Origin of the sequence: Daejeonella sp. H1SJ63 (assembly GCF_029360775.1) — a bacterium.
Lineage (GTDB): Bacteria > Bacteroidota > Bacteroidia > Sphingobacteriales > Sphingobacteriaceae > Daejeonella.
Map to the genome: position 1 here is coordinate 98,773 of NZ_JARKMZ010000010.1, position 19,999 is coordinate 118,771.

Annotated in this window: 22 protein-coding genes; 8 read left to right on the forward strand and 14 right to left on the reverse strand. The window is 39.9% G+C overall.

All coding sequences use genetic code 11. The features are described 5' to 3' along the window. Positions 1 to 112: 112 nt before the first annotated feature. The 3 genes from gap to pfkA are packed head-to-tail and all read right to left on the reverse strand — an operon-like array spanning position 113 to position 2,950. A complete protein-coding gene (gap, locus tag P2W72_RS04635; protein WP_276359738.1) occupies positions 113 to 1,111 on the reverse strand; it encodes a type I glyceraldehyde-3-phosphate dehydrogenase in 999 nt (332 codons plus the stop codon). Between the two features lie 4 nt (positions 1,112 to 1,115). Beyond that, the gene (locus tag P2W72_RS04640; RefSeq protein WP_276359739.1) at positions 1,116 to 1,964 is read right to left on the reverse strand and encodes a hypothetical protein; all 849 of its coding nucleotides are present in this window, start codon (positions 1,962 to 1,964) and stop codon (positions 1,116 to 1,118) included. A 2-nt stretch (positions 1,965 to 1,966) separates the two neighbouring features. Beyond that, positions 1,967 to 2,950, reverse strand: a complete 984-nt coding sequence (gene pfkA / locus P2W72_RS04645; RefSeq protein ID WP_276359740.1) for a 6-phosphofructokinase — start codon at positions 2,948 to 2,950, stop codon at positions 1,967 to 1,969. Positions 2,951 to 3,067: 117 nt separating this feature from the next. Between pfkA and P2W72_RS04650 the strand changes: the two genes are divergently transcribed. Continuing rightward, a complete protein-coding gene (locus tag P2W72_RS04650) occupies positions 3,068 to 3,763 on the forward strand; it encodes an NUDIX domain-containing protein (RefSeq protein ID WP_276359741.1) in 696 nt (231 codons plus the stop codon). A 31-nt stretch (positions 3,764 to 3,794) separates the two neighbouring features. Here P2W72_RS04650 and P2W72_RS04655 read toward each other — a convergent pair whose 3' ends face one another. The 5 genes from P2W72_RS04655 to P2W72_RS04675 all read right to left on the reverse strand — a co-directional run bounded on the left by P2W72_RS04655 (position 3,795) and on the right by P2W72_RS04675 (position 7,385). Next, positions 3,795 to 4,832: an alkane 1-monooxygenase gene (locus tag P2W72_RS04655; protein WP_276359742.1), complete on the reverse strand. Its 1,038-nt coding sequence runs from the start codon at positions 4,830 to 4,832 to the stop codon at positions 3,795 to 3,797. 108 nt (positions 4,833 to 4,940) lie between these two features. Further along, positions 4,941 to 5,339, reverse strand: a complete 399-nt coding sequence (locus P2W72_RS04660) for a hypothetical protein (protein WP_276359743.1) — start codon at positions 5,337 to 5,339, stop codon at positions 4,941 to 4,943. Between the two features lie 11 nt (positions 5,340 to 5,350). Further along, on the reverse strand, positions 5,351 to 5,698 hold the full coding sequence (gene gldC / locus P2W72_RS04665) for a gliding motility protein GldC (protein WP_276359744.1): 348 nt from the start codon (positions 5,696 to 5,698) through the stop codon (positions 5,351 to 5,353). Positions 5,699 to 5,748: 50 nt separating this feature from the next. Continuing rightward, entirely contained in the window at positions 5,749 to 6,003 is a 255-nt protein-coding gene (locus P2W72_RS04670) for a hypothetical protein (RefSeq protein WP_276359745.1), read from the reverse strand. Further along, a complete protein-coding gene (locus tag P2W72_RS04675) occupies positions 6,000 to 7,385 on the reverse strand; it encodes a DEAD/DEAH box helicase (RefSeq protein WP_276359746.1) in 1,386 nt (461 codons plus the stop codon). Before P2W72_RS04675 ends, P2W72_RS04670 begins: the two co-directional genes overlap by 4 nt. Before the next feature lie 199 nt (positions 7,386 to 7,584). Between P2W72_RS04675 and P2W72_RS04680 the strand changes: the two genes are divergently transcribed. Further along, positions 7,585 to 8,919 carry a dihydroorotase gene (locus P2W72_RS04680; RefSeq protein WP_276359747.1) on the forward strand — a complete coding sequence of 445 codons (1,335 nt, stop codon included), beginning with the start codon at positions 7,585 to 7,587 and terminating at the stop codon, positions 8,917 to 8,919. A gap of 49 nt (positions 8,920 to 8,968) precedes the next feature. Here the strand turns inward: P2W72_RS04680 and P2W72_RS04685 are convergent, their stop codons facing one another. Further along, positions 8,969 to 9,460, reverse strand: coding sequence for a DinB family protein (locus P2W72_RS04685; RefSeq protein ID WP_276359748.1), 492 nt, complete (start codon positions 9,458 to 9,460; stop codon positions 8,969 to 8,971). Positions 9,461 to 9,614: 154 nt separating this feature from the next. Here P2W72_RS04685 and hscA point away from each other — a divergent pair, with 154 nt between their 5' ends. Both hscA and P2W72_RS04695 read left to right on the forward strand, forming a co-directional pair. Beyond that, positions 9,615 to 11,465 carry a Fe-S protein assembly chaperone HscA gene (hscA, locus tag P2W72_RS04690; protein WP_276359749.1) on the forward strand — a complete coding sequence of 617 codons (1,851 nt, stop codon included), beginning with the start codon at positions 9,615 to 9,617 and terminating at the stop codon, positions 11,463 to 11,465. A gap of 224 nt (positions 11,466 to 11,689) precedes the next feature. Then, positions 11,690 to 12,628, forward strand: coding sequence for a tetratricopeptide repeat protein (locus P2W72_RS04695; protein WP_276359750.1), 939 nt, complete (start codon positions 11,690 to 11,692; stop codon positions 12,626 to 12,628). A gap of 19 nt (positions 12,629 to 12,647) precedes the next feature. Here P2W72_RS04695 and P2W72_RS04700 read toward each other — a convergent pair whose 3' ends face one another. From P2W72_RS04700 to P2W72_RS04710, 3 genes are all read right to left on the reverse strand, one after another. Then, positions 12,648 to 13,238 (reverse strand): riboflavin synthase, encoded by a 591-nt coding sequence (locus tag P2W72_RS04700; RefSeq protein ID WP_276359751.1) that lies wholly within the window; start codon positions 13,236 to 13,238, stop codon positions 12,648 to 12,650. A gap of 15 nt (positions 13,239 to 13,253) precedes the next feature. Next, on the reverse strand, positions 13,254 to 14,738 hold the full coding sequence (accC, locus tag P2W72_RS04705) for an acetyl-CoA carboxylase biotin carboxylase subunit (RefSeq protein WP_276359752.1): 1,485 nt from the start codon (positions 14,736 to 14,738) through the stop codon (positions 13,254 to 13,256). Between the two features lie 93 nt (positions 14,739 to 14,831). Next, entirely contained in the window at positions 14,832 to 15,866 is a 1,035-nt protein-coding gene (locus P2W72_RS04710; RefSeq protein ID WP_276359753.1) for a GntG family PLP-dependent aldolase, read from the reverse strand. Positions 15,867 to 16,098: 232 nt separating this feature from the next. Between P2W72_RS04710 and P2W72_RS04715 the strand changes: the two genes are divergently transcribed. Then, a complete protein-coding gene (locus P2W72_RS04715; protein ID WP_276359754.1) occupies positions 16,099 to 16,962 on the forward strand; it encodes an N-acetylglucosamine kinase in 864 nt (287 codons plus the stop codon). A 72-nt stretch (positions 16,963 to 17,034) separates the two neighbouring features. On the opposite strand, the gene P2W72_RS04720 is transcribed toward P2W72_RS04715, so the two are convergent. Together P2W72_RS04720 and P2W72_RS04725 are read right to left on the reverse strand one after the other, a co-directional pair. Beyond that, positions 17,035 to 17,556 (reverse strand): YetF domain-containing protein, encoded by a 522-nt coding sequence (locus P2W72_RS04720; RefSeq protein ID WP_276359755.1) that lies wholly within the window; start codon positions 17,554 to 17,556, stop codon positions 17,035 to 17,037. Position 17,557: 1 nt separating this feature from the next. Beyond that, positions 17,558 to 18,037 (reverse strand): methylated-DNA--[protein]-cysteine S-methyltransferase, encoded by a 480-nt coding sequence (locus P2W72_RS04725; RefSeq protein WP_276359756.1) that lies wholly within the window; start codon positions 18,035 to 18,037, stop codon positions 17,558 to 17,560. 71 nt (positions 18,038 to 18,108) lie between these two features. On the opposite strand from P2W72_RS04725, the gene P2W72_RS04730 reads away from it, so the two are divergent. The 3 genes from P2W72_RS04730 (at position 18,109) to P2W72_RS04740 (ending at position 19,927) form a co-directional block, all read left to right on the forward strand. Next, the gene (locus P2W72_RS04730; protein WP_276359757.1) at positions 18,109 to 18,771 is read left to right on the forward strand and encodes a heme exporter protein CcmB; all 663 of its coding nucleotides are present in this window, start codon (positions 18,109 to 18,111) and stop codon (positions 18,769 to 18,771) included. A gap of 195 nt (positions 18,772 to 18,966) precedes the next feature. Beyond that, a complete protein-coding gene (locus P2W72_RS04735; RefSeq protein WP_276359758.1) occupies positions 18,967 to 19,632 on the forward strand; it encodes a cytochrome c biogenesis protein in 666 nt (221 codons plus the stop codon). A 79-nt stretch (positions 19,633 to 19,711) separates the two neighbouring features. Continuing rightward, on the forward strand, positions 19,712 to 19,927 hold the full coding sequence (locus P2W72_RS04740; protein ID WP_276359759.1) for a CcmD family protein: 216 nt from the start codon (positions 19,712 to 19,714) through the stop codon (positions 19,925 to 19,927). The last annotated feature ends 72 nt before the right edge of the window (positions 19,928 to 19,999 follow it).

Here is a 19,999-nt window from a genome sequence, read left to right on the forward strand (position 1 = left end):
AATGTATAAACGGCATTAATTTATTTAATTCCGGCAGAATGATAACTAAAAAACCCTGCCTTGGATTCAAAGCAGGGTTCCGGTTAGTTATTAATGTGTATTAATGTAATTTTTATTTAACGGTTGCAATGTATTGAACAAGATCAATCAGTTTATTTGAATAACCCCATTCATTATCATACCAGGCAACAATCTTTACGAAATTATCATTCAGGGCAATTCCTGCTTTCGCATCAAAAATAGAAGTACGTGCATCTCCCAGGAAATCAGTAGATACTACTTCATCCTCGGTATAGCCTAGAATTCCCTTCAATTCACCTTCAGAAGCATCCTTCATTGCCTTTTTAATTGCCTCGTAGGAAGTGCTTTTTCCAAGTCTTACGGTAAGATCCACCACTGAAACGTCAGCAGTTGGAACACGGAACGACATTCCGGTCAATTTACCTTTAAGGTCAGGAATAACTAATGATACAGCTTTTGCAGCTCCGGTTGAAGAAGGGATAATGTTTTGATAGGCGCCTCTTCCACCTCTCCAATCCTTAGCAGAGGGACCATCAACAGTTTTTTGAGTTGCTGTAGCAGCATGAACTGTTGTCATTAAGCCTTCCAGGATTCCGAAATTATCGTTTAACACCTTTGCGATAGGTGCAAGACAGTTTGTTGTACATGATGCATTTGAAACAATTGTTTGACTTGCCTTCACTTCCTTGTGATTTACTCCCATTACAAAAGTTGGGGTATCATCCTTTGCAGGAGCAGAAAGAACAACTTTTTTTGCACCAGCCTGAATATGCTTTTGTGCATCAGCCTGAGTTAAAAATAGTCCAGTTGACTCAATAACTACTTCAGCACCAACTTCGTCCCACTTCAGGTTTGCCGGATCTTTTTCTGCAGTAACACGAATTGTCTTACCGTTAACCACTAAATGTCCGTTTTCAACTTCAACAGTACCTTTGAACTGACCGTGAGTTGAATCATACTTTAACATGTAGGCCATGTAATTAGGCTCGACAAGGTCGTTGATTCCCACTACTTCAATTCCTTCTCTTTCAATTGCAGCTCTGAAAGCTAAACGTCCAATACGGCCAAAGCCATTGATTCCAATTTTCATCTTGTTAATTTTTATTAGAGTAATATTTTAATAAGTTATAAATGGGCTCCTTTATAATGGAGCTGATTGTTAAACCATTGTTCTTTGCAGCTTCTTTCAGAAGCTCCTGAAATCCTGCAGCAACTGTTCCTACCATATGCAATGGAGCATCAGGATACTGTTTACGCAATGGCACTATGTATGTTTTAAAATACAAATCGAAGCCTTTCAAAACCAGTTTTTTAACAAATTCATCAGTTCGATTCTCAATCAGAAAATCAGAGAAAGAACTTAAAAATAATGCAGGTTGAGTCTGTCTGTACACTTTGTCGAGGATCTGGGTTCTGTCCAGATCAAACTTCTTTTTGAATTTTTCTCCAAACTCTGCAGGAAGGAGGCCGCTCATGAAGCTCTTTAATAAATTTCTTCCCAACCAGTTCGCTGAGCCCTCATCACCAAGGATATATCCTAATCCGAAATTGTTTTCTATGACTTTTTTGCCATCGAAATAGGCAGCATTTGATCCGCTACCCATAATTCCTATGATTCCGGGTGTATCACCACATGTGGCCAGAGCAGCGGCTTTAAGATCGTGCTCAACAACAACTTTGCTGTATCTGAAAAACTCGGTCAGGGCATTGGTTACTATTGACTGGCGTTCTTCTGATGATGCACCGGCGCCGAAAAAATATACCCATTTAATCTTTTCAGCGTTGTTTATCAACTGAGCATTTTTGTTCAGAAATTGTCGGATATGATTTTCATCATTGAAAAAAGGATTAATTCCTGTAGTCTTAAACTCAGAAACGATTTTTCCTTTTTCTGCCAGTTTCCAATCAGCATGTCGTGATCCACTATAAACTACCGCAATCATATTTAAATAGATAAAACACTTACCATCTCCATTAAATCTTCTTCCAGTTTAAATTTAGAAGCATTTAATGCCTCGCTCAGGGGTGTTAAAGCAACTGTATTTCCACGTAGTCCTACCATCTGGCCGCTATTCCCCCGCAGTAATTCATTCACTGCAGCATAGCCCAGACGACTGGCAAGTACCCTGTCAAAACTGCTTGGACTCCCTCCGCGTTGTAAGTGCCCTAATATAGTGACTTTGACGTCGTAATAATCAAATTTTTCTGTTACACGCTGTGCCAGCTGATAGGCACCACCACTTTTATCGCCCTCTGCAACAATTACAATGCTAGAGGTCTTTTTATTCTTTGCATCAATTGAAAGTTTGCTGATAAGCTCATCTATTCCTGTTTCAACTTCCGGTAAAAGTACAGCTTCGGCACCTCCCGAAATTCCGGCTCTCAATGCAATGCATCCTGAATCGCGACCCATTACCTCTACAAAAAACATACGATTATGCGAAGCGGCAGTATCGCGTATTTTGTCTATTGCCTCGATTACGGTATTGGTTGCTGTATCATAACCGATAGTGAAATCCGATCCGTAAAGGTCATTATCTATGGTTCCGGGAATGCACATAATTGGAATATCGAAGCGCTCTGATAAGCGTAAAGCTCCTTTAGCTGTACCATCACCTCCTATAGCAACAAGAGCATCTATGCCTTCTGATTTCAGATTCCTGTATGCTTTTTCGATACCTTCATCTGTCATGAATTCCAGACACCGGGCAGTTTTGAGTATTGTACCGCCCAGGTGAATAATATTCCCTACTGAACGGGCATTCATAGTCCAGAAATCACTTTCCAGCATTCCCTGATACCCTCTTCTGATCCCGCTTACCTCTACACCAGAGAAAATAGCTGTTCTTACAACTGCCCTTATACAAGCATTCATACCGGGGGCATCACCTCCGGATGTAAAAACTCCTATTTTGTTTATTTTTGTCAATATTGGGTTGTATAAATTTATCACGAATATAGTGTGTATTTTTTACACTAAGTAATTTTTCAATATTTTTTCACACAGTTATGACTAAACCTTATATTAGTTTTTAAAATAGATATTTTGGAAACGTTTCTCCCTAAATTTGATTCTGTATTTTCTATTGACTGTGTAATTTTTGGATTAGATGAAGGAGAGTTGAAAATCCTTCTGATCGAAAGAAATGAAGAACCATTTAAAAATTGGTGGGCGCTTCCGGGTTATATAGTTGAGCAGGATGAAAGTATTGATAATGCCGCTGAGAGGATATTGTATGAACTGACAGGGTTAAGGGGGATTTATATGGACCAGTTCTATACTTTTGGAGATGTAAACCGACACCCTCAGGGAAGAGTAATTACAGTTGCTTATTATGCGATGCTCAGGCTTTCCGGAAATAAAGAGCTTAAACCTGTGAGTAATTACGCTTCTAAAGCTGTCTGGATATCTGTGAAAGATATTCCTAAACTAGCTTTCGATCATGAAAAGATCTTTATACGCGGATTTGAAAAGATCAGGAATAAAATCAGTTATCAGCCCATTGCCTTTGAACTTCTTCCTGAAAAATTTACACTTACACAACTCCAGAATCTGTATGAAGTAATTCTGAATAAGAAGCTCGATAAGAGAAATTTCAGGAAGAAGATGTTGAATTACGGTATTCTGAAAGAACTGAATGAAAAGCAGAAGGGTGTTTCTTACCGTGCGGCTAAACTTTATAAATTCGACAAGCGCAAATACGCAAAACTGTTTCAGAAGGAACTTACTTTTGGGAAGTGATGCTCGGGAGAATAAAATTCCTTATGAAATTTTATTTGCTGCTTAAGTTTAAATCATTAATTTTTTTGTTTACCAGTTTGAACCACACTGCCGGAATCAGAACCGGTATAAGCATGCTGGCATAGCCTCCGGGCAGCACCGGACTTCCTTCATAACTTTCCAGCTGATGAAATGGCTTTGCTGCATGAAAATGATGGTCTGAATGACGACTCAGGTCAATCAGCAAAAAACGACTGATTACTTTATCGCTTTGCCATGAATGCCTTTCGCTTACCCGTTCATTATTTTGCCGGCTGAGTCCGTAATGCTCAATATAATTAGTGTACTCCAGCAATAAATTGGCAAATAAAGCTTGCAATAATAGTGCTAAGCAAAGTTCCCAGCCTGATAGAACTGTTGCAAGTATTATAACAATGAGATAACCTGTGGCACAGGCCAGTATATAGTTATGGAACCCGTAAGCTGAATGTTCTTTTTTCTTACAGCGTTCTTTTTCAAGGTTAAATGACTGTTTAATCTGGCCTGAAATTGAACGTATAAAGAAATGATAATAACTCTCTCCATAACGGGCAGTGACAGGATCTGCATCTGTCCCTACATACTTGTGATGGATTTTTAAATGATGAATGAAAAAATAAGGATTGAAGACGGTGAAAAGCAGCAGCCTTCCCATTAAATTCCAGAATTTGTTTTTTCTGTGTATCAGTTCATGTGCCACAACAATTGCAAGGGTACCGGAAGAGGCACCGGTTGATAATGCTGCTGCAAGTATCCAGTACCCTTTTATTATTTCAGAATGAATACCATAGATCAGGCTCGAAACGGAAAGTAACTGAGCGATAACAGAGAGGGCCATTAGAATTTCCGGAAGTTTATCATCTGCTGAATCGTCATTTGTACGATCTTCAGGAAGAACTAATTCAAGCAGGCCAAGCAGAACAAATGAAAAAAGAAAGTTAAGCAGACTGAGCCATCCTCCGTTCAGATTGCCAGTGATAACAAGGACAACCGGCAAAAGATTAAGAAAATATTTCCAGTTTCTGAATGACCGGTTAAGGCTTTTAACCATTATAATCTTCTGATGTTTAAGAAGAAAAGGTAATGAAAAAGTATAAGATTTAGTTAAAATATTGTTGATGGGTTCCGGATCAACGATCTGAAACCCATCTTATGGGAGTTATTTCTTGCCTTTCCTTGAAAACATGATCATGATAATCGATCCGGCAAAGATCATGCTCCACCCTGTCCAGCGAATGTGTACAATCTTACTTGCTGCTGCTGCAAGTTTCTTAAAAGGAATGAAACTGAAATAATTGGTTACTTTGAACTGAACAGCAGCAAAGGTAAATATCAGTAACAGGAACAATGCCCATCCGCAGAATCTCAGCAATCCGTTTTTATTTCCGGCGGCAGCAATAAGTGCCAGTGCTGCCAAAGCATAAACGATTGCAGCCAGCGAAGTGTCAATGTCCCAATAATTCCAGTTTCCGATTACAGGTAAATGCAACATTGGTAATAAACCCCCTGCAATAACAAGAAGGGCACCTGTAATCCCTGCAAAGTTTTTAAATTTCATAAGATCAGGATTTATGCCTGAGGGTTTCCGCCTTCGGTAAGTTCCATCTTCTCAGCGAAATGAGCACAATAATCGCGAAGGTCTCCTACAATAGCCTCTTCGCCTGTTGCACGCAAAAAGCTGTCGCCCATCGTTTGAAGAGTTTCATAAAAGAATCTTTTCATTTCATCAACAGGCATATCCTTGGTCCACAGATCGATGCGTAATGAGTTTTTGTAATTATGATCCCAAAGCGCAAGCATCATTGATTTTACAGGTAATGCCTCCTTGTTTTCAGAATCTGTTGATTCCCATAAAATTGTTTCAGGGACATTCTGCTCATCAAGCTCTATGGTAAGTTTTATTTCTGCTTTTTTCATTTTTTGATTTGTAAGTAATATCTATATGTTATAAGCCCGGGATATTGTTTCTAGATTTTTTTGAACAATACAATAAGTATTGCCACAAAGATGAGAAATAGAAGCTCAAATAACCAAATCCGTTTCAGATCAACGACCAGACGTCTGAATACAAGATCCGTGATGGAGCTCAGGAGAAACATAATGAAAAGAGGCACAGAGCCCAGCTCGCGCCATCCATTCTCATCGGCATAAATCAGCAGCCAGGCTATTCCTGTAATCAGTAAAGCAGAAACAATATTCAGCGGGGTTAAACGCAAATTCATTTTTTCTTCCGGTCTTTTTTATGAACAGCATCAAACTTCGGTCCTTTCTTCCTTCGGGAGGCACCCGGCTTGTTGTTTTTGGGTTTAACCTGAGGCTTGACTCCGGATTTTGCGGATACAGTACCCTTTGTATTTTTAGGCTTCTTCTCATGGAAGGCCCCCTTGAATTCAGGATCGTCTTTTCGTTTTTGCAGGTCAATTTCCCGGGCAATGTTCTGACGTTCTTCATAGGGAGTTTCTTCTATAAATACCCCTTCAGGGATATTAAACATAGGGATTTTCTGCCTGATCAGCTTTTCGATCTTCTGAACATAATATTCCTCAGCCGGATTACAGAAAGTTATTGCATCACCGGTTTGGCTCGCTCTTCCAGTGCGCCCTATGCGGTGTACATAATCCTCGATAATGATAGGAACATCGAAATTGATTACATGGCTCACACTGCTCACATCAAGTCCGCGTGAGGCTACATCAGTTGCCACAAGAATACGTATCTGACCTTCTTTAAACGCATTAATCGAATTAATTCGTGTGTTTTGCCCCTTATTAGCATGAATTACCCGTACCTGATCCTCACCATAGCGGCGCTCCAGAAAATGGAATATATTATCTGCTACGGTTTTGGTTTTGCAAAAGATGATCAGCCTTGAAAATTCTTCTGTATTCTTAAGCAGATGCTGCAGCAGGTTTAATTTAGTTTTTAAATTCGGTACATTATATAAAGCCTGGCTGACTGTAGCAGCAGGAGTGGCCTGAGCTGCTACTTCAATTATCAATGGGTTTTTGAGGAAATCACCTGAAATTTTATGCACCAGCTCACTCATTGTCGCAGAAAATAAAAGGTTCTGTCTTTTCCTTGGTACAATCTCCAGAATTCTGTGGATAGAACCAATGAATCCCATATCCATCATTTTATCGGCTTCATCCATTACCAGAAATTTCAGATGCTGGGTATTGATATGCCCTTCCAGGTAAAGATCCAGAAAGCGCCCGGGAGTGGCTATCAGTAAATCAACTCCCTTTTTCAACTCCGCAATCTGAGTTTTAGGACCAAGTCCGCCGTAAAGCAACACCGTTCTCAGATCAGTATACTTTGCGAATATTTTCACATTCTCCTCGATCTGCATTGCAAGTTCACGGGTTGGAACAATGATTAATGCCCTTGCTTCGTTGCCCTGGGCATATTTTAGCTTCATCAGTATCGGCAAAACAAAGGCAGCTGTTTTACCTGTTCCGGTTTGAGCGATGCCCATGATATCCTGTCCGGAAAGTATCGGCATAATTGCTTTTTCCTGTATTGGAGTGGGGGTAGTGTACCCTGCATCCGCAACTGCATTAAGTATCTGCCTGTTCAGCTTGAAATCTTCAAAGGATATTGACATGCTGCAAAGGTAGGGATTTGGAATTTAGCACAGACGGAGATGTTAGAAGGTAGTAAGATTGAAGGCTGCTGAAATGAAATTATCCTTATTCCTTTTATGTCAGCAATCACTTATTGTTTAAGTTCAGGATGTGAGTTCAGAGAACTAAGCAAAATAATTCCGAAATTTGCGTTCATATTTTAAATCTAAAACTCAGGGCATGTCCACAATTCTTATCAAATCAGCAAGTATTGTTAATGAAGGTCAAATATTTACTGGCGATGTCTTTGTTAAAGACGGTTTGATAGAACAAATAGGGCCAAGCCTGGATATTGCTGCTGATAAGGAGATCAATGCTGAAGGTTTACACCTGCTACCCGGTTGTATCGATGATCAGGTTCATTTCCGTGAACCCGGCTTAACGCATAAGGCAGATATATTTACTGAAAGCCGGGCAGCTATTGCAGGGGGGGTCACTTCTTTCATGGAGATGCCAAACACAGTACCGAACACCCTTACTCAGGAGTTGTTAAAGGATAAATACAATATAGGTTCCCGGACTTCTGCTGCTAATTATTCTTTTTTTATGGGTGCCGGCAATGATAATCTGGAAGAAGTTTTAAAAACCGATCCGCGGAATGTTTGCGGAATTAAGGTTTTTATGGGTTCATCTACCGGGAATATGCTGGTTGATAATGAAAAGACTCTCGAAGGAATATTCAGTCAGGCACCAATGCTGGTAGCTACTCATTGTGAAGATGAAGCTACTATTCGTGCCAATGCAGAACATTTTAAGGCAAAGTACGGCGATCAGTTAAGTCCAGAAATGCATCCCCTGATCCGTAACGCTGAAGCCTGCTTTATTTCATCGTCATTTGCGGTAGGTCTGGCAAAAAAATACAATACCAGATTGCATATTCTGCATATTTCAACAGCGATAGAGACTTCACTATTCGATAATTCAATTCCATTGGCTCAGAAGAGAATCACTGCCGAAGCATGTATTCATCATCTTTGGTTTTCGGATGCCGATTACGCAACAAAAGGCAACTGGATTAAATGGAATCCTGCAGTTAAATCTGCGGCAGACCGTGATGAGATTTTTAAAGCTGTACTGGATGATCGTATCGACATTATTGCTACTGATCACGCTCCTCATACCATTGACGAAAAATCTCAGCCATACAGTAAGGCTCCTTCCGGTGGTCCGCTGGTTCAGGATGCTTTACCCGCGATGCTTGAATTTTATAAACAGGGAAAAATCAGTCTGGAGAAAGTGGTTGAGAAAATGGCTCACAGTCCGGCGATCTGTTTTCAGGTAGAGAAACGAGGCTTTATTCGGGAAGGCTACTGGGCAGATCTGGTATTGGTGGATCTTAATAAACCTTCACTTGTGAGCCGGAAAAATGTACTTTCAAAATGCGGATGGAGTCCCTTCGAAGGACAAACATTCAGGGCATCGGTAATAAGCACTATTGTTTCAGGTAATCTTGTTTATGATCAGGGCAAAATTATGGATGGGATATATGGGAAAAGATTAACCTTTATGCGTTAAGTTCCTTCGCCTTTGCTCCGGCAGAAGTTTAATTTAAACCCCCGACGGTCTACTTCTCCCTGAGAAACATAATAAAATCACTGGCTGACTGGTCTGTGTAACCAACATGCCTGAGCATGCAAATTACCTGCCCGCGGTGGAATGTGGAATGATTCATACAATGAAGTATAATCTCTGCATTGTTCTGGCTGAATTTCCTGCCCTTGAGATTGATATATTCGGTACTTTCCAGAAAGAAATTGTCATCTTTCTGACTGATAAATTCAGTAAGATCTTCTGAGTTTTTACGAAGCAATCCGCAGATGCCGGCAAAGCTACCACTGATATCAAGATTGTGCATATGAGGGACATTCTTGCCATCCAGCCGTGCCAGCCAGGTCTGTTCTGCGTCAGCAATATGCATGATAATCTTTTTGATAGTCATGAATTCGTTCTGTTGGTTTGAGGCTATATCCAGCTCATCTACACCGGCCAGATATTTACAGATTTTCTCATTTGCCCAAAGGTTATACTGCAGGTAATTACTCAGAATAGCTTTCATAAAGAACAGACTTGATTATATTAAAAATACAATTAAAATTCGGGAATAATTATGATCCAAATACTAATTGTATTGTAATAATATCTCAAATCAGCCGGAGTTGTTCCTTATTGATACTAAACTAGCTACCTTTGCGCCTTGTTGAAAAGCATTTATGGCTAAAGTCTCTATTAATATTGCAACCGGTTCAGTTCAGAAAGAGGAAATTATTGTTGGAATCGACCTTGGTACTACGAACAGTTTAGTAGCATTTATCAATCCGGATTCTAATCCTCAGGTTATAAATGATACCGGAAAAGGTGTTTTGGTCCCCTCTGTAGTTCACTTTCAGTCTGATGGAAGTGTAATTGTTGGAAATGAAGCAAAAGAATATCTGATTTCAGATCCTGCTAATACTATTTTTTCTGTAAAGCGTCTGCTGGGCCGTTCTTATAAAGATATTGAAGCTCACAGCAGTTTATTTTCATATAAAATTATTGATGACGATCAGGAAAGTCTGGTTAAGATCAATGTTGCTGATAAATATTATACCCCGATAGAACTTTCAGGTATGATCCTGAAAGAGTTGAAGGAAAGGGCAGAACATGCTCTGAAAACTGCGGTGAACAGAGCTGTAATTACCGTTCCGGCTTACTTCAATGATAGCCAGCGACAGGCAACGCGCGATGCAGGAAAACTTGCAGGTCTTGATGTGCTGAGAATTGTGAATGAGCCTACAGCGGCGAGTCTTGCATATGGTATCGGACTTGATCCGGAAGAAGAGAAAGTAATTGCGGTTTATGATCTGGGCGGAGGTACTTTCGATGTTTCTATCCTTAAAATTCAGAACGGAATTTTTGAAGTGCTTTCAACCAATGGTGATACTTTTCTTGGTGGTGATGATTTCGACAGAGCCATAGTTAATTATTGGGTTGAACAAAATAATATAGGTGAGAGGGTAAATGAATCTTCCTTAAATCAGGCATTACGGTTAAAAGCTGAAGAAGCAAAGAAGGCACTAACTACGCAGAATATTTTCAATGATACTGTTGGGGATATTCCCTGTGCAATTACAAAACAAAAATTCGAAGAACTGATCCTTTCCAAAGTCGAACAGACCATTGATTGCTGCAGCAATGCATTGAAAGATGCCGGACTGACTGCTGCAGATATCAACGAAGTTGTTATGGTTGGCGGATCTACCCGTACACCTTTGGTTAAGAAGAAGGTGGCAGAGTTTTTCGGTAAGGAAGTTCATGATCAGATCAATCCTGATGAGGTTGTAGCTTTAGGTGCCGCCATTCAATCTGATATTCTTGCCGGAAACAGGAAGGATATTTTACTGCTTGATGTTACTCCGCTCTCTTTAGGTATAGAGACTATGGGCGGATTAATGGATGTAATTATCCCAAGAAATGCCAAGGTTCCAACGAAAGCAGGAAGACAATATACTACTTCGATCGATGGTCAGGTAAACATGAAAATATCTGTTTACCAGGGTGAGCGCGATCTGGTAAGTGAAAACAGGAAATTAGCCGAGTTTGACCTGAAAGGTATACCTGCCATGCCTGCCGGATTCCCTAAGGTAGATATTAATTTCAGGCTGAATGCTGATGGTATCCTCACCGTAGAAGCTGTAGAATTAAGGTCAGGTGTAAAGCAGGAAGTTGAAGTTAAACCAACCTACGGATTAACGGATGAGCAGGTAGAAAAGATGCTGATAGACAGTATCGAGAATGCCAGGGATGATGTCAGCAAAAGAATGCTGATTGAAGCCCGTACCGAAGGCGAACAAATGGTGTATACTGTAGAGCGTTTTCTTCAAAAGAATACTGAACAGGTTTCTGAAAAGGAAAGAGCAGATACAATTAATCTTGTTCAGAATCTGAAAAATGCGCTCGGTTCAGGAGATAAAGACCTGATTCTTAAGTGTATTGATGAGGTGAATGAGTTTACAAGACCATTTGCCGAACGATTGATGAATACAGCTATCTCTTCAGCAATGAAGGGGAAAGCGATTGAGTAGGGGGCTGTTTGGTTAGTAGTTAGTTAGGATATGCTGATTACCATTTAGCGTTTATGTGTCTCAATACTCAATACGCATTACCCTCAGTACTTGATTATTGTAAGCTGGTTAAGGATTAGTTTGCTGGGTGAAGGTTTGATAATTTGAAATTTGTTATTTATTGTCATTAGTTTCCTGCTTAATTTAATCCTGCTGATTAATTAACAATTTCGAATGGTTTTTCTATGAGAATTCTCTTATTTATAGCCATTTTGCTTCTATCATTGAAGAGTTTTGCCCAGAATGCCGGGTCGGATAATTTACTGATACTCGAACTTTTGCAAAACCAGCGTTATGACGAGGCTTCTGAATACCTTAAGAGAATATATCCTGAACCAATCAGCGATAAAAAGATACTTTCCCGCTTTGGATACAGCCTTAGAATGGCCGGAAAATTAACCGAAGCCGAAAAATATTATCAGCGTATTCTTGATCAGGATCCCGGAGAGATATCCTCCCTGTTCAGTATGGCCGGAATCAGTCAGCGCAAGGGCAATTTTCTTAAAGCAAAGGATTATTACAAACAAATTCTTGCCATTGACAGTACCAATTTCTCTGTCTACAAGCAGTTAAGTGATATGATCGAATCTTCAGAAGGACTGCTTTTTGCTACAAATTATCTACAGAAAGCAAATAATCTTAATCCGGCTGACGGAGATATAGCCTACAGCTATTCCAAAGTGCTTAAAGATTTGAAACAGTATGATTCTGCGGCCAAAGTTCTGGATGAAGCTATTAGGGTTGATTCAACTAATCTGGTCTTGCTCAGAGGTAAAGCAGAACTTGCCTATGCCATGAAAAGCTATGATAAGGCTGCAGAGTATCTCAGTAAAACGATTAGTGAATCCATTTCACCCAATACGGCAGGATATTATGCACAGGTGGGCGATGTGCTTGAGAAAAATAAACTGATCAGACAATTGCTGGAAGCTTATCAGAAAAGCTTGTTTTTTGATAATAAACCTCTGACTTTATATACCATTGCCTCTATTTATGATCAGAAACTAAAGCAATTTAAGTCTGCTTTAACCTATTATCGCAGGTACGTTAATTCAGAACCTCCTTCAGATCAGAAGGCTTATATTGAGTACAGTAAATTCAGAATTGCAGAATTGAGCAGGTGATGAAAACCTGCATATGATTTTATAAACGATGGCTTGTCAGTTTCGCTACGTACTTTCCGATAATATCAAATTCCAGATTAACCGTATCGCCCTCTTTCAGATTTTGCATGTTGGTATGCTCATAAGTATAGGGTATGATTGCCACGGAAAATGAACTTTCCTTCGAATTGACGACAGTAAGACTGATCCCGTTTACACATATCGATCCCTTTTCAACTGTAATATTCCCGGCTGAAGGGTCGTAGCTAAATGTATATTCCCAGCTTCCCGGCATTTCTTTAGCCTCGGTACAGATTGCAATCTGATCAACGTGCCCCTGAACAATATGTCCGTCGAGCCGGCCATTCATTTGCATGCATCTTTCCAGGTTGATCAGATCGCCGGTCTTAAGTTTTCCCAGATTGGTTTTATTCAGTGTTTCTGTAATTGCGGTAACCGTATGCATCCCCTCTGAAATAGCCACCACAGTTAAGCAAACACCATTATGCGCTACAGACTGATCGATCTTCAATTCATTGGATAGGTCTGATCCGATAATCAGATGAAGGTTATCACGATCTTTTTGCAGATCAATTACCCTGCCGGTAGTCTCTATTATACCTGTAAACATCTTTTTGTAATTGTTTTAGTATTCTTTTCGGTTTTTTTTCCAGTTGGAGCCTGATTGCACAGCTTGGGGTATACTTGCATTTCTGTTCTGTTCTTTCATAAATAAAGTCCCAAGCAGTGCCGCTATCATAGCTTCATCTTCATTTCCGCTTTGCAGGTATTCAGGTTTAAAGTACTTGCCAACAAAATGGGTGTCGAATTTGCCTGAAACAAAGGCATGGTGCTGCATCACAAATTTCCCGAAAGCCAGAGTAGTTTGAATTCCGGTAATCTGATACTCATCAATCGCTCTGATCATTCGCTCAATAGCCTCGGTTCGGTCTTTTCCATAACTAACCAGCTTTGCGATCATTGGGTCATAATAAATCGGAATATCCATTCCCTGTTCAAACCCATCATCTACCCTGATGCCCGGACCTTTGGGTGTAATGTAGGTCTTCAGGTTGCCAATATCAGGGAGGAAATTATTGGCAGGATCTTCGGCATACACTCTTACCTCAATGGCATGCCCTTTGATCTTCAGGTCTTCCTGTCTGAAATTTAATTTCTCGCCTCTCGCAATTTTGATTTGTTCTTTGACCAGGTCAATCCCTGTAATCATCTCCGTTACCGGATGCTCAACCTGCAGACGGGTATTCATCTCCAGAAAGAAGAAGTCGAGGTTTTCATCAAGTATGAATTCAACTGTTCCTGCTCCGGTATAGTTACAGGATCTGGCCGCATTTACGGCACTTTCGCCCATTTTTTGACGTAATTCCGGACTTAAAACTGAAGAAGGGGCCTCCTCAACAACTTTTTGATGCCTGCGCTGAACAGAACAGTCACGTTCAAAGAGATGAACGATATTTCCATAATTATCGCCGAGTACCTGAATTTCGATATGCCGTGGAGAACTTACATAGCGCTCGATAAAAACAGATCCATCGCCAAATGCTGAAGTAGCTTCAGATACTGCAAGATCCATCTGTTCAACAAAATCTTCAGGCTTTTCAACAATCCTCATTCCTTTTCCGCCACCACCTGCTGCGGCTTTGATCAGAATCGGGAAACCCACTTCCAGAGCTCTTTTCTGAGCTTCCCCAATGTCTGTTACAGCCTCTTCAGTTCCCGGTACCATTGGGATATTGTATTTTAAAGCTGCAGCTTTTGCTGATAACTTATTACCCATGATTTCCATCGCTTCCGGCGATGGCCCGATCAGGATCAGTCCGGCAGCTTTTACCTTTCTGGCGAAATCGGCATTTTCAGATAAAAAGCCATAGCCCGGATGTATTCCCATAGCCCCGGTTTTCAGACAGGCTTCAATAATTCTATCAGCTAAAAGGTATGATTGGGCAGAGGGAGCAGGGCCAATGCAAACGGCTTCATCAGCATACCTTACATGGAGTGCATTCCGGTCGGCTTCAGAATATACAGCCACAGTTTTAATACCCATTTCACGGGCAGAACGCATCACTCGAAGGGCTATCTCACCCCTGTTGGCTACCAGGATTTTTTCCATGTACAAAGGTATGTTTCAGATCGTCTGCAATTAAGACAATTTCCGGATAATTATTCTGCGCTTAATGTCATATTCAGGCATCGTAATTCCTGATTAATGAAGTTTTTTCAGAGTCTGAACAGTATGGTCGATCATGTCATCGCTGAGATCCAGATGAGTAACAAAGCGGATCATCTGCTTGCCGAAAGTGTTGCATTTAATACCACGGTGACCTAGCTTTTCAACAAACTCTTCAGCATGATACTTATCTGTAAGCTCAAAGATGACAATATTCGTATCTGCAGGCATAACATTTTTTACCAGAGCTGAAGCTTTTAAGGTATCAGCAAGTATGCGGGCATTTTTATGATCATCTTTTAACCTGTCGATATGATTATCCAGTGCATAGATTCCCGCAGCTGCCAGAAAACCTGCCTGGCGCATTCCTCCGCCCAGTACTTTTCTGATTCTCCTTGCTTTATAAATGGTTTCTTTGCTTCCTAAGAGTACAGAACCGACAGGTGCACCAAGACCTTTCGACAGGCAAACCGAAATTCCGTCAAACATCTTTCCGTAATCTTTTGGCGAATCTCCGGTTTCGGTAAGTGCATTGAAAATTCTTGCACCATCCAGATGCAGATTGATATTTTTCATACGGCATAGATGATAGATTGGCTCAATCTGATCGAGAGTGTAATAGCTTCCGCCGCCACGGTTAACGGTATTTTCAAGCACTACCAATGTGCTTTTTGGATAGTGAACATTATCCGGATTGATATGAGGCTCAATCATATCGGCATTCATTCTGCCCCTGTCGCCATATAACAGGCGCACTGATGCGGATGAATTAAAAGCAATACCACCACCTTCATAACGATAAACATGTGCAGTTTCATCGCAGATCACTTCTTCCATCGGATTGGTAAAACATTTAATAGCAATCTGATTGGTCATAGTTCCGGAAGGACAGAATAAAGCGTCCTCCATCCCGAAAATGTCTGCAATTTTTTCCTGCAAGGCATTGACAGTCTCATCTTCATTAAATACATCATCACCAATTCTGGCGCTGAACATAGCCTCAAGCATTCCCGGAGTGGGTTTGGTTACCGTATCACTTCGCAGGTCGACAATCATTTTATTTTCATTCATGCCTAAATTTAGATTTTCTCTGCATTATCCCGAAAATTTGTTGAAATATGTAGAAGTTAAAATATAAATCCTGCAGGAGAAAACAGGATATTGTTCAATATGATTTAAATTAAATGCTCTGAAGGGGTTTGGAGAGCTTTTTATTCAATTTGAAGTATTCATTTTTCCAGGTGTACTGTTGACAATAAGTATAAATTCATACATTTAGCTTTTTAAAAATATTTATAAAACTATGATCATAATCGCAGATGGCGGGTCTACCAAGACCAATTGGTGTTTATTGAATAAGACTGGTCAGAAAATTTACTTTAATACAGAGGGATATAATCCATACTTCGTTAGCAAAGAATATATTACAGACTCATTGCTTAAAGGATTACCGAGTGATCTTGAACTGGATGAGATTCAGGAAGTTAATTATTACGGTGCCGGATGTTCCACTCCTGATAAGGTGAAAATCGTTGTTGATGCTATGCAGCTTGTTTTTAAAAATGCTCATGTTTATGTTGGCCATGATCTTTTGGCTGCTGCACGTGCAGTTTTGGGATTGGATACCGGATTTGCGGCTATTCTGGGAACCGGCACAAATACAGGCCTGTACGATGGTAAGGACATTTCACTGAACATAGATTCTGCTGCATATATTCTTGGGGATGAGGGCAGCGGCTGCCATATCGGTAAAAAACTGTTAACAGATTATCTTAGAGGTTACATGCCTGAAGTTGTAAGAGAACGTTTCTGGGAAACCTATAAACTGACCCCTGATGAAGTGACTGACAATGTTTATACCAAACCTCTGGCGAACCGCTTTTGTGCCAGCTTCGCTAAATTTGTTTACGACAATAATGTGCATGCCGAGTATTCAAGAAAGATTGTAAAAAATTCATTTGTTGATTTTTTTGAAAATCTGGTAAGTCATTATCCGAATTATAAGGATTATACTTTCAACTGTATTGGTTCGGTTGGTTATAACTTTAGAAATGTTCTGGAAGAAACGGCAGTTGAATATGGAATGAAGGTAGGCAAGATCATTCGTTCACCAATAGATGACCTGGTGCGCTATCATGTTGAGCTGGCTCCAAGGACCCAAAACTAATCAGTAAAATATTTTGATAAGAGGCTGCGATAATTTATATCGCAGCCTCTTATGTAAACCCGGATCCGGGTTCTATTTGTTAATAAGGTTCTTTTGCTTTCTGCGGTGCTTGTATCGCGACTGCCTTAAGGTATTTGCTTCTCCCGAGATCACACTGATATTTCCGTCGACCTCAAGAATAGCAAGGCGTACTTTTTTGTATGATTCAATGCCATGTTCCCTGATTGCTTCTTCGAGTTCATCCATGCCAATACTTTCATTATGCAGGTTAGCAATATCTACTTTACCGTCTGAAATCAGAATAACCGGTTTACCTTCAATCAGTTCTTTTATCGTTCCTGACCGGTACATCCATACCTTCAGCAGATAGTTTAATGAGAATAATACACTTGCGGCAAGTACTCCACCTGTTAAACTAACATTAGGTCCAACCATTGCATTTTGTACAGAATTGCTGATCAGAACCAGAAATACCAGATCGGTAGTTGAAAGCTGTGATAGCTCTTTTTTGCCAAAAATCCTGATCGCAATAACCATGAACAGGTATACACCTGCACATCTTAAGACAATATCCAGATAAGGGTTCATCGCCATATTAAAAATTCAGACTGCTTTGTCCGATAGAACTTATCATTGCCTCATGCTCCAGTAACCATCTTTTACGCCATAATCCTGCAGAAAAGCCAACCAGTTCGCCATTGCTGCCTATTACCCGGTGGCAGGGGACAGCGATTATGAGATTGTTACGGCCATTGGCAGAAGCAATAGCACGGATAGCTAAAGGATTTTTCATTCTTTTTGAAAGGATGGCGTAGCTTATAGGTCTTCCGGCTTCAATATTTCTGAGTTCATCCCATACACTCTGCTGAAAATCTGTGCCGGGCTGAGCCATTGGAAAATCAAAGACAATTCTTTTCCCCTCAAAATATTCTTTGAATTGTGATTTTGCCTGTTCTGAGATCTTGTTCGGGCTTTCTTCAGGTATTTCTTCAGGAAAGAAAATAGCAAAAACTTCCCTGTCATTGGCAGAAATTTGCATCTTCCCGATAGGACTGTCAAGTGTTGAAGTAAACATGCTGAAATAAAAAACAAATTACACAGAATATTCAGCTCAGAAAAAGAAAATCAAAGATTATATTTGCAGCAATGGATTTATTAAGCCAGATAAAATTTCTGATCCGTAAGGAAATCATGCTGGAATGGCGTTCGAAATATGCCTTTAATGGCATTCTTCTCTATGTAGTTTCAACTGTATTTGTTTGTTATCTGGCTTTCCGCGAGATCAGCAGTCCGCCAACCTGGAATGCCCTTTTCTGGATTATTATGCTGTTTGCATCGGTCAATGCAATTACTAAAAGTTTTATTCAGGAAAGCAGGGGCAGACAGCTTTATTATTATACCATTACTAGTCCGCAGGCCATTATTATTTCCAAAATCATTTATAATATTCTTCTGATGCTATTGCTTTCAGTCATAGCACTGGGATTTTACACTTTGGTGTTCAAAAATCCTTTGGGAGACCCGGCTTTTTATTTACTTTCCGTTTTGCTGGGCAGTATCAGTTTTGCTTCGGTGTTTACGATGATATCCGGAATTGCATCCAAGGCAAGTAATGGGGGAGCCCTGATGGCAATTCTGAGCTTTCCTGTAATTATTCCTTTGCTTGTAGTTTTAATTAAACTTTCAAAAAATGCGATGGATGGCCTCGACAGGTCGGTATCTTATGACGAGATAGGGGTTCTGCTGGCTATTAATGTAATAGTAGTAACAACTTCATTATTACTATTTCCTTATTTATGGAGGGATTAGGTTCAGGATAGATAGGCATTCTGTATAATTTTTGTAATCCAATCACATATTCTTTCCATATCTAAAATCTCAGGCTATTTCCTCAGTTAATAAATCGGAAAATAGATAATGAATTATTTCAGTTGAATTCTGATTAAATACCTTATTTGTTCTCTAAATAATATTTTACCTTTGGCATGACTAATCTGTACTCATATGACTAAAAACTGGTGGAAAATTCTGGCCACAGTTCTTGTGCTCTTTTCTATAATTGCAGGGTTTTTATTTCATGTTCCTGAAAAGCCGATTCTTAACGAAACTATACGTAATATTCACTTTCATGTGCCCATGTGGTTTTCAATGATCGTAACACTTACGGTTTCTTTTGTTTACAGTATCCGATATCTGAGATCTTCAAGTGAGAATGATGATCTGATGGCTATAGAAAGCGCTAATGTTGGAATTATTTTTGGTGTGTTGGGCCTGATTACCGGAGCTGTCTGGGCAAAATTTACCTGGGGCGAAGCATGGAGCAATGATCCGAAACAAAACAGTGCAGCCATTGCTTTATTGGTTTATCTGGCTTATTTAGTTTTGAGAAATGCCCTTGAAGAAGAACAGAAAAGAGGCAGAATTTCTGCGGTTTACAATATTTTTGCATTTCCGATCATGGTGGTATTATTGTTCATATTACCCCGAATGACTGATTCTTTGCATCCCGGAAACGGAGGTAACCCGGGCTTTAATACCAAAGATATGGCACCCGAATTAAGACCGGTATTTTATCCTGCTGTACTTGGGTGGATCCTGATCAGTGTTTGGATCACCACTCTGAGATACCGCATACGTAAATTGGAGAACCAGATTAATGAAGAGAATTGATTTTGAGCAAAGAATAAAAGATGATGAATTCTAGCCTTTGTTCAGATAACAGTTAACAGACAACCAAAATAATTTCATAATGAAAAACCTAATCCTAACTATTTGCCTGATTCTTTCTTTTTCAGCTATCGCATTTGCACAAAGCACAGGTGGTGTTGATATGGCAACCGAACTCAGAAGTTCCGGGAAAATATATGTGGTAGTAGCGGTTATTGCAGTTATTTTCATCGGAATAGCTATTTATCTTTTCAGTATTGATAATCGTCTGAAAAAAATTGAAAAGCAAAAACGGTAAAAAAACCTCTTTTAAAATCTGCTGGTCAGGTTTTTTTCTGTCTGACTAAAATTGTACAAATTACACTAAGTG

Excerpts from the sequence above, each read along its gene's own strand:
- P2W72_RS04700 (WP_276359751.1), bottom strand. The coding sequence starts at position 13,238 with ATGTTTACAGGTATAATAGAGACTACCGGCAGGGTAATTGATCTGCAA.
- P2W72_RS04685 (WP_276359748.1), bottom strand. The coding sequence starts at position 9,460 with ATGAAAGCTATTCTGAGTAATTACCTGCAGTATAACCTTTGGGCAAAT.
- P2W72_RS04710 (WP_276359753.1), bottom strand. The coding sequence starts at position 15,866 with ATGAATGAAAATAAAATGATTGTCGACCTGCGAAGTGATACGGTAACC.
- P2W72_RS04725 (WP_276359756.1), bottom strand. The coding sequence starts at position 18,037 with ATGTTTACTTCAACACTTGACAGTCCTATCGGGAAGATGCAAATTTCT.
- P2W72_RS04670 (WP_276359745.1), bottom strand. The coding sequence starts at position 6,003 with ATGAATTTGCGTTTAACCCCGCTGAATATTGTTTCTGCTTTACTGATT.
- P2W72_RS04660 (WP_276359743.1), bottom strand. The coding sequence starts at position 5,339 with ATGAAATTTAAAAACTTTGCAGGGATTACAGGTGCCCTTCTTGTTATT.
- P2W72_RS04715 (WP_276359754.1), top strand. The coding sequence starts at position 16,099 with ATGATCATAATCGCAGATGGCGGGTCTACCAAGACCAATTGGTGTTTA.
- hscA (WP_276359749.1), top strand. The coding sequence starts at position 9,615 with ATGGCTAAAGTCTCTATTAATATTGCAACCGGTTCAGTTCAGAAAGAG.
- P2W72_RS04740 (WP_276359759.1), top strand. The coding sequence starts at position 19,712 with ATGAAAAACCTAATCCTAACTATTTGCCTGATTCTTTCTTTTTCAGCT.
- P2W72_RS04695 (WP_276359750.1), top strand. The coding sequence starts at position 11,690 with ATGAGAATTCTCTTATTTATAGCCATTTTGCTTCTATCATTGAAGAGT.
- gldC (WP_276359744.1), bottom strand. The coding sequence starts at position 5,698 with ATGAAAAAAGCAGAAATAAAACTTACCATAGAGCTTGATGAGCAGAAT.
- gap (WP_276359738.1), bottom strand. The coding sequence starts at position 1,111 with ATGAAAATTGGAATCAATGGCTTTGGCCGTATTGGACGTTTAGCTTTC.
- accC (WP_276359752.1), bottom strand. The coding sequence starts at position 14,738 with ATGGAAAAAATCCTGGTAGCCAACAGGGGTGAGATAGCCCTTCGAGTG.
- P2W72_RS04730 (WP_276359757.1), top strand. The coding sequence starts at position 18,109 with ATGGATTTATTAAGCCAGATAAAATTTCTGATCCGTAAGGAAATCATG.
- P2W72_RS04735 (WP_276359758.1), top strand. The coding sequence starts at position 18,967 with ATGACTAAAAACTGGTGGAAAATTCTGGCCACAGTTCTTGTGCTCTTT.
- P2W72_RS04680 (WP_276359747.1), top strand. The coding sequence starts at position 7,585 with ATGTCCACAATTCTTATCAAATCAGCAAGTATTGTTAATGAAGGTCAA.
- P2W72_RS04675 (WP_276359746.1), bottom strand. The coding sequence starts at position 7,385 with ATGTCAATATCCTTTGAAGATTTCAAGCTGAACAGGCAGATACTTAAT.
- P2W72_RS04720 (WP_276359755.1), bottom strand. The coding sequence starts at position 17,556 with ATGGCGATGAACCCTTATCTGGATATTGTCTTAAGATGTGCAGGTGTA.
- P2W72_RS04640 (WP_276359739.1), bottom strand. The coding sequence starts at position 1,964 with ATGATTGCGGTAGTTTATAGTGGATCACGACATGCTGATTGGAAACTG.
- P2W72_RS04655 (WP_276359742.1), bottom strand. The coding sequence starts at position 4,832 with ATGGTTAAAAGCCTTAACCGGTCATTCAGAAACTGGAAATATTTTCTT.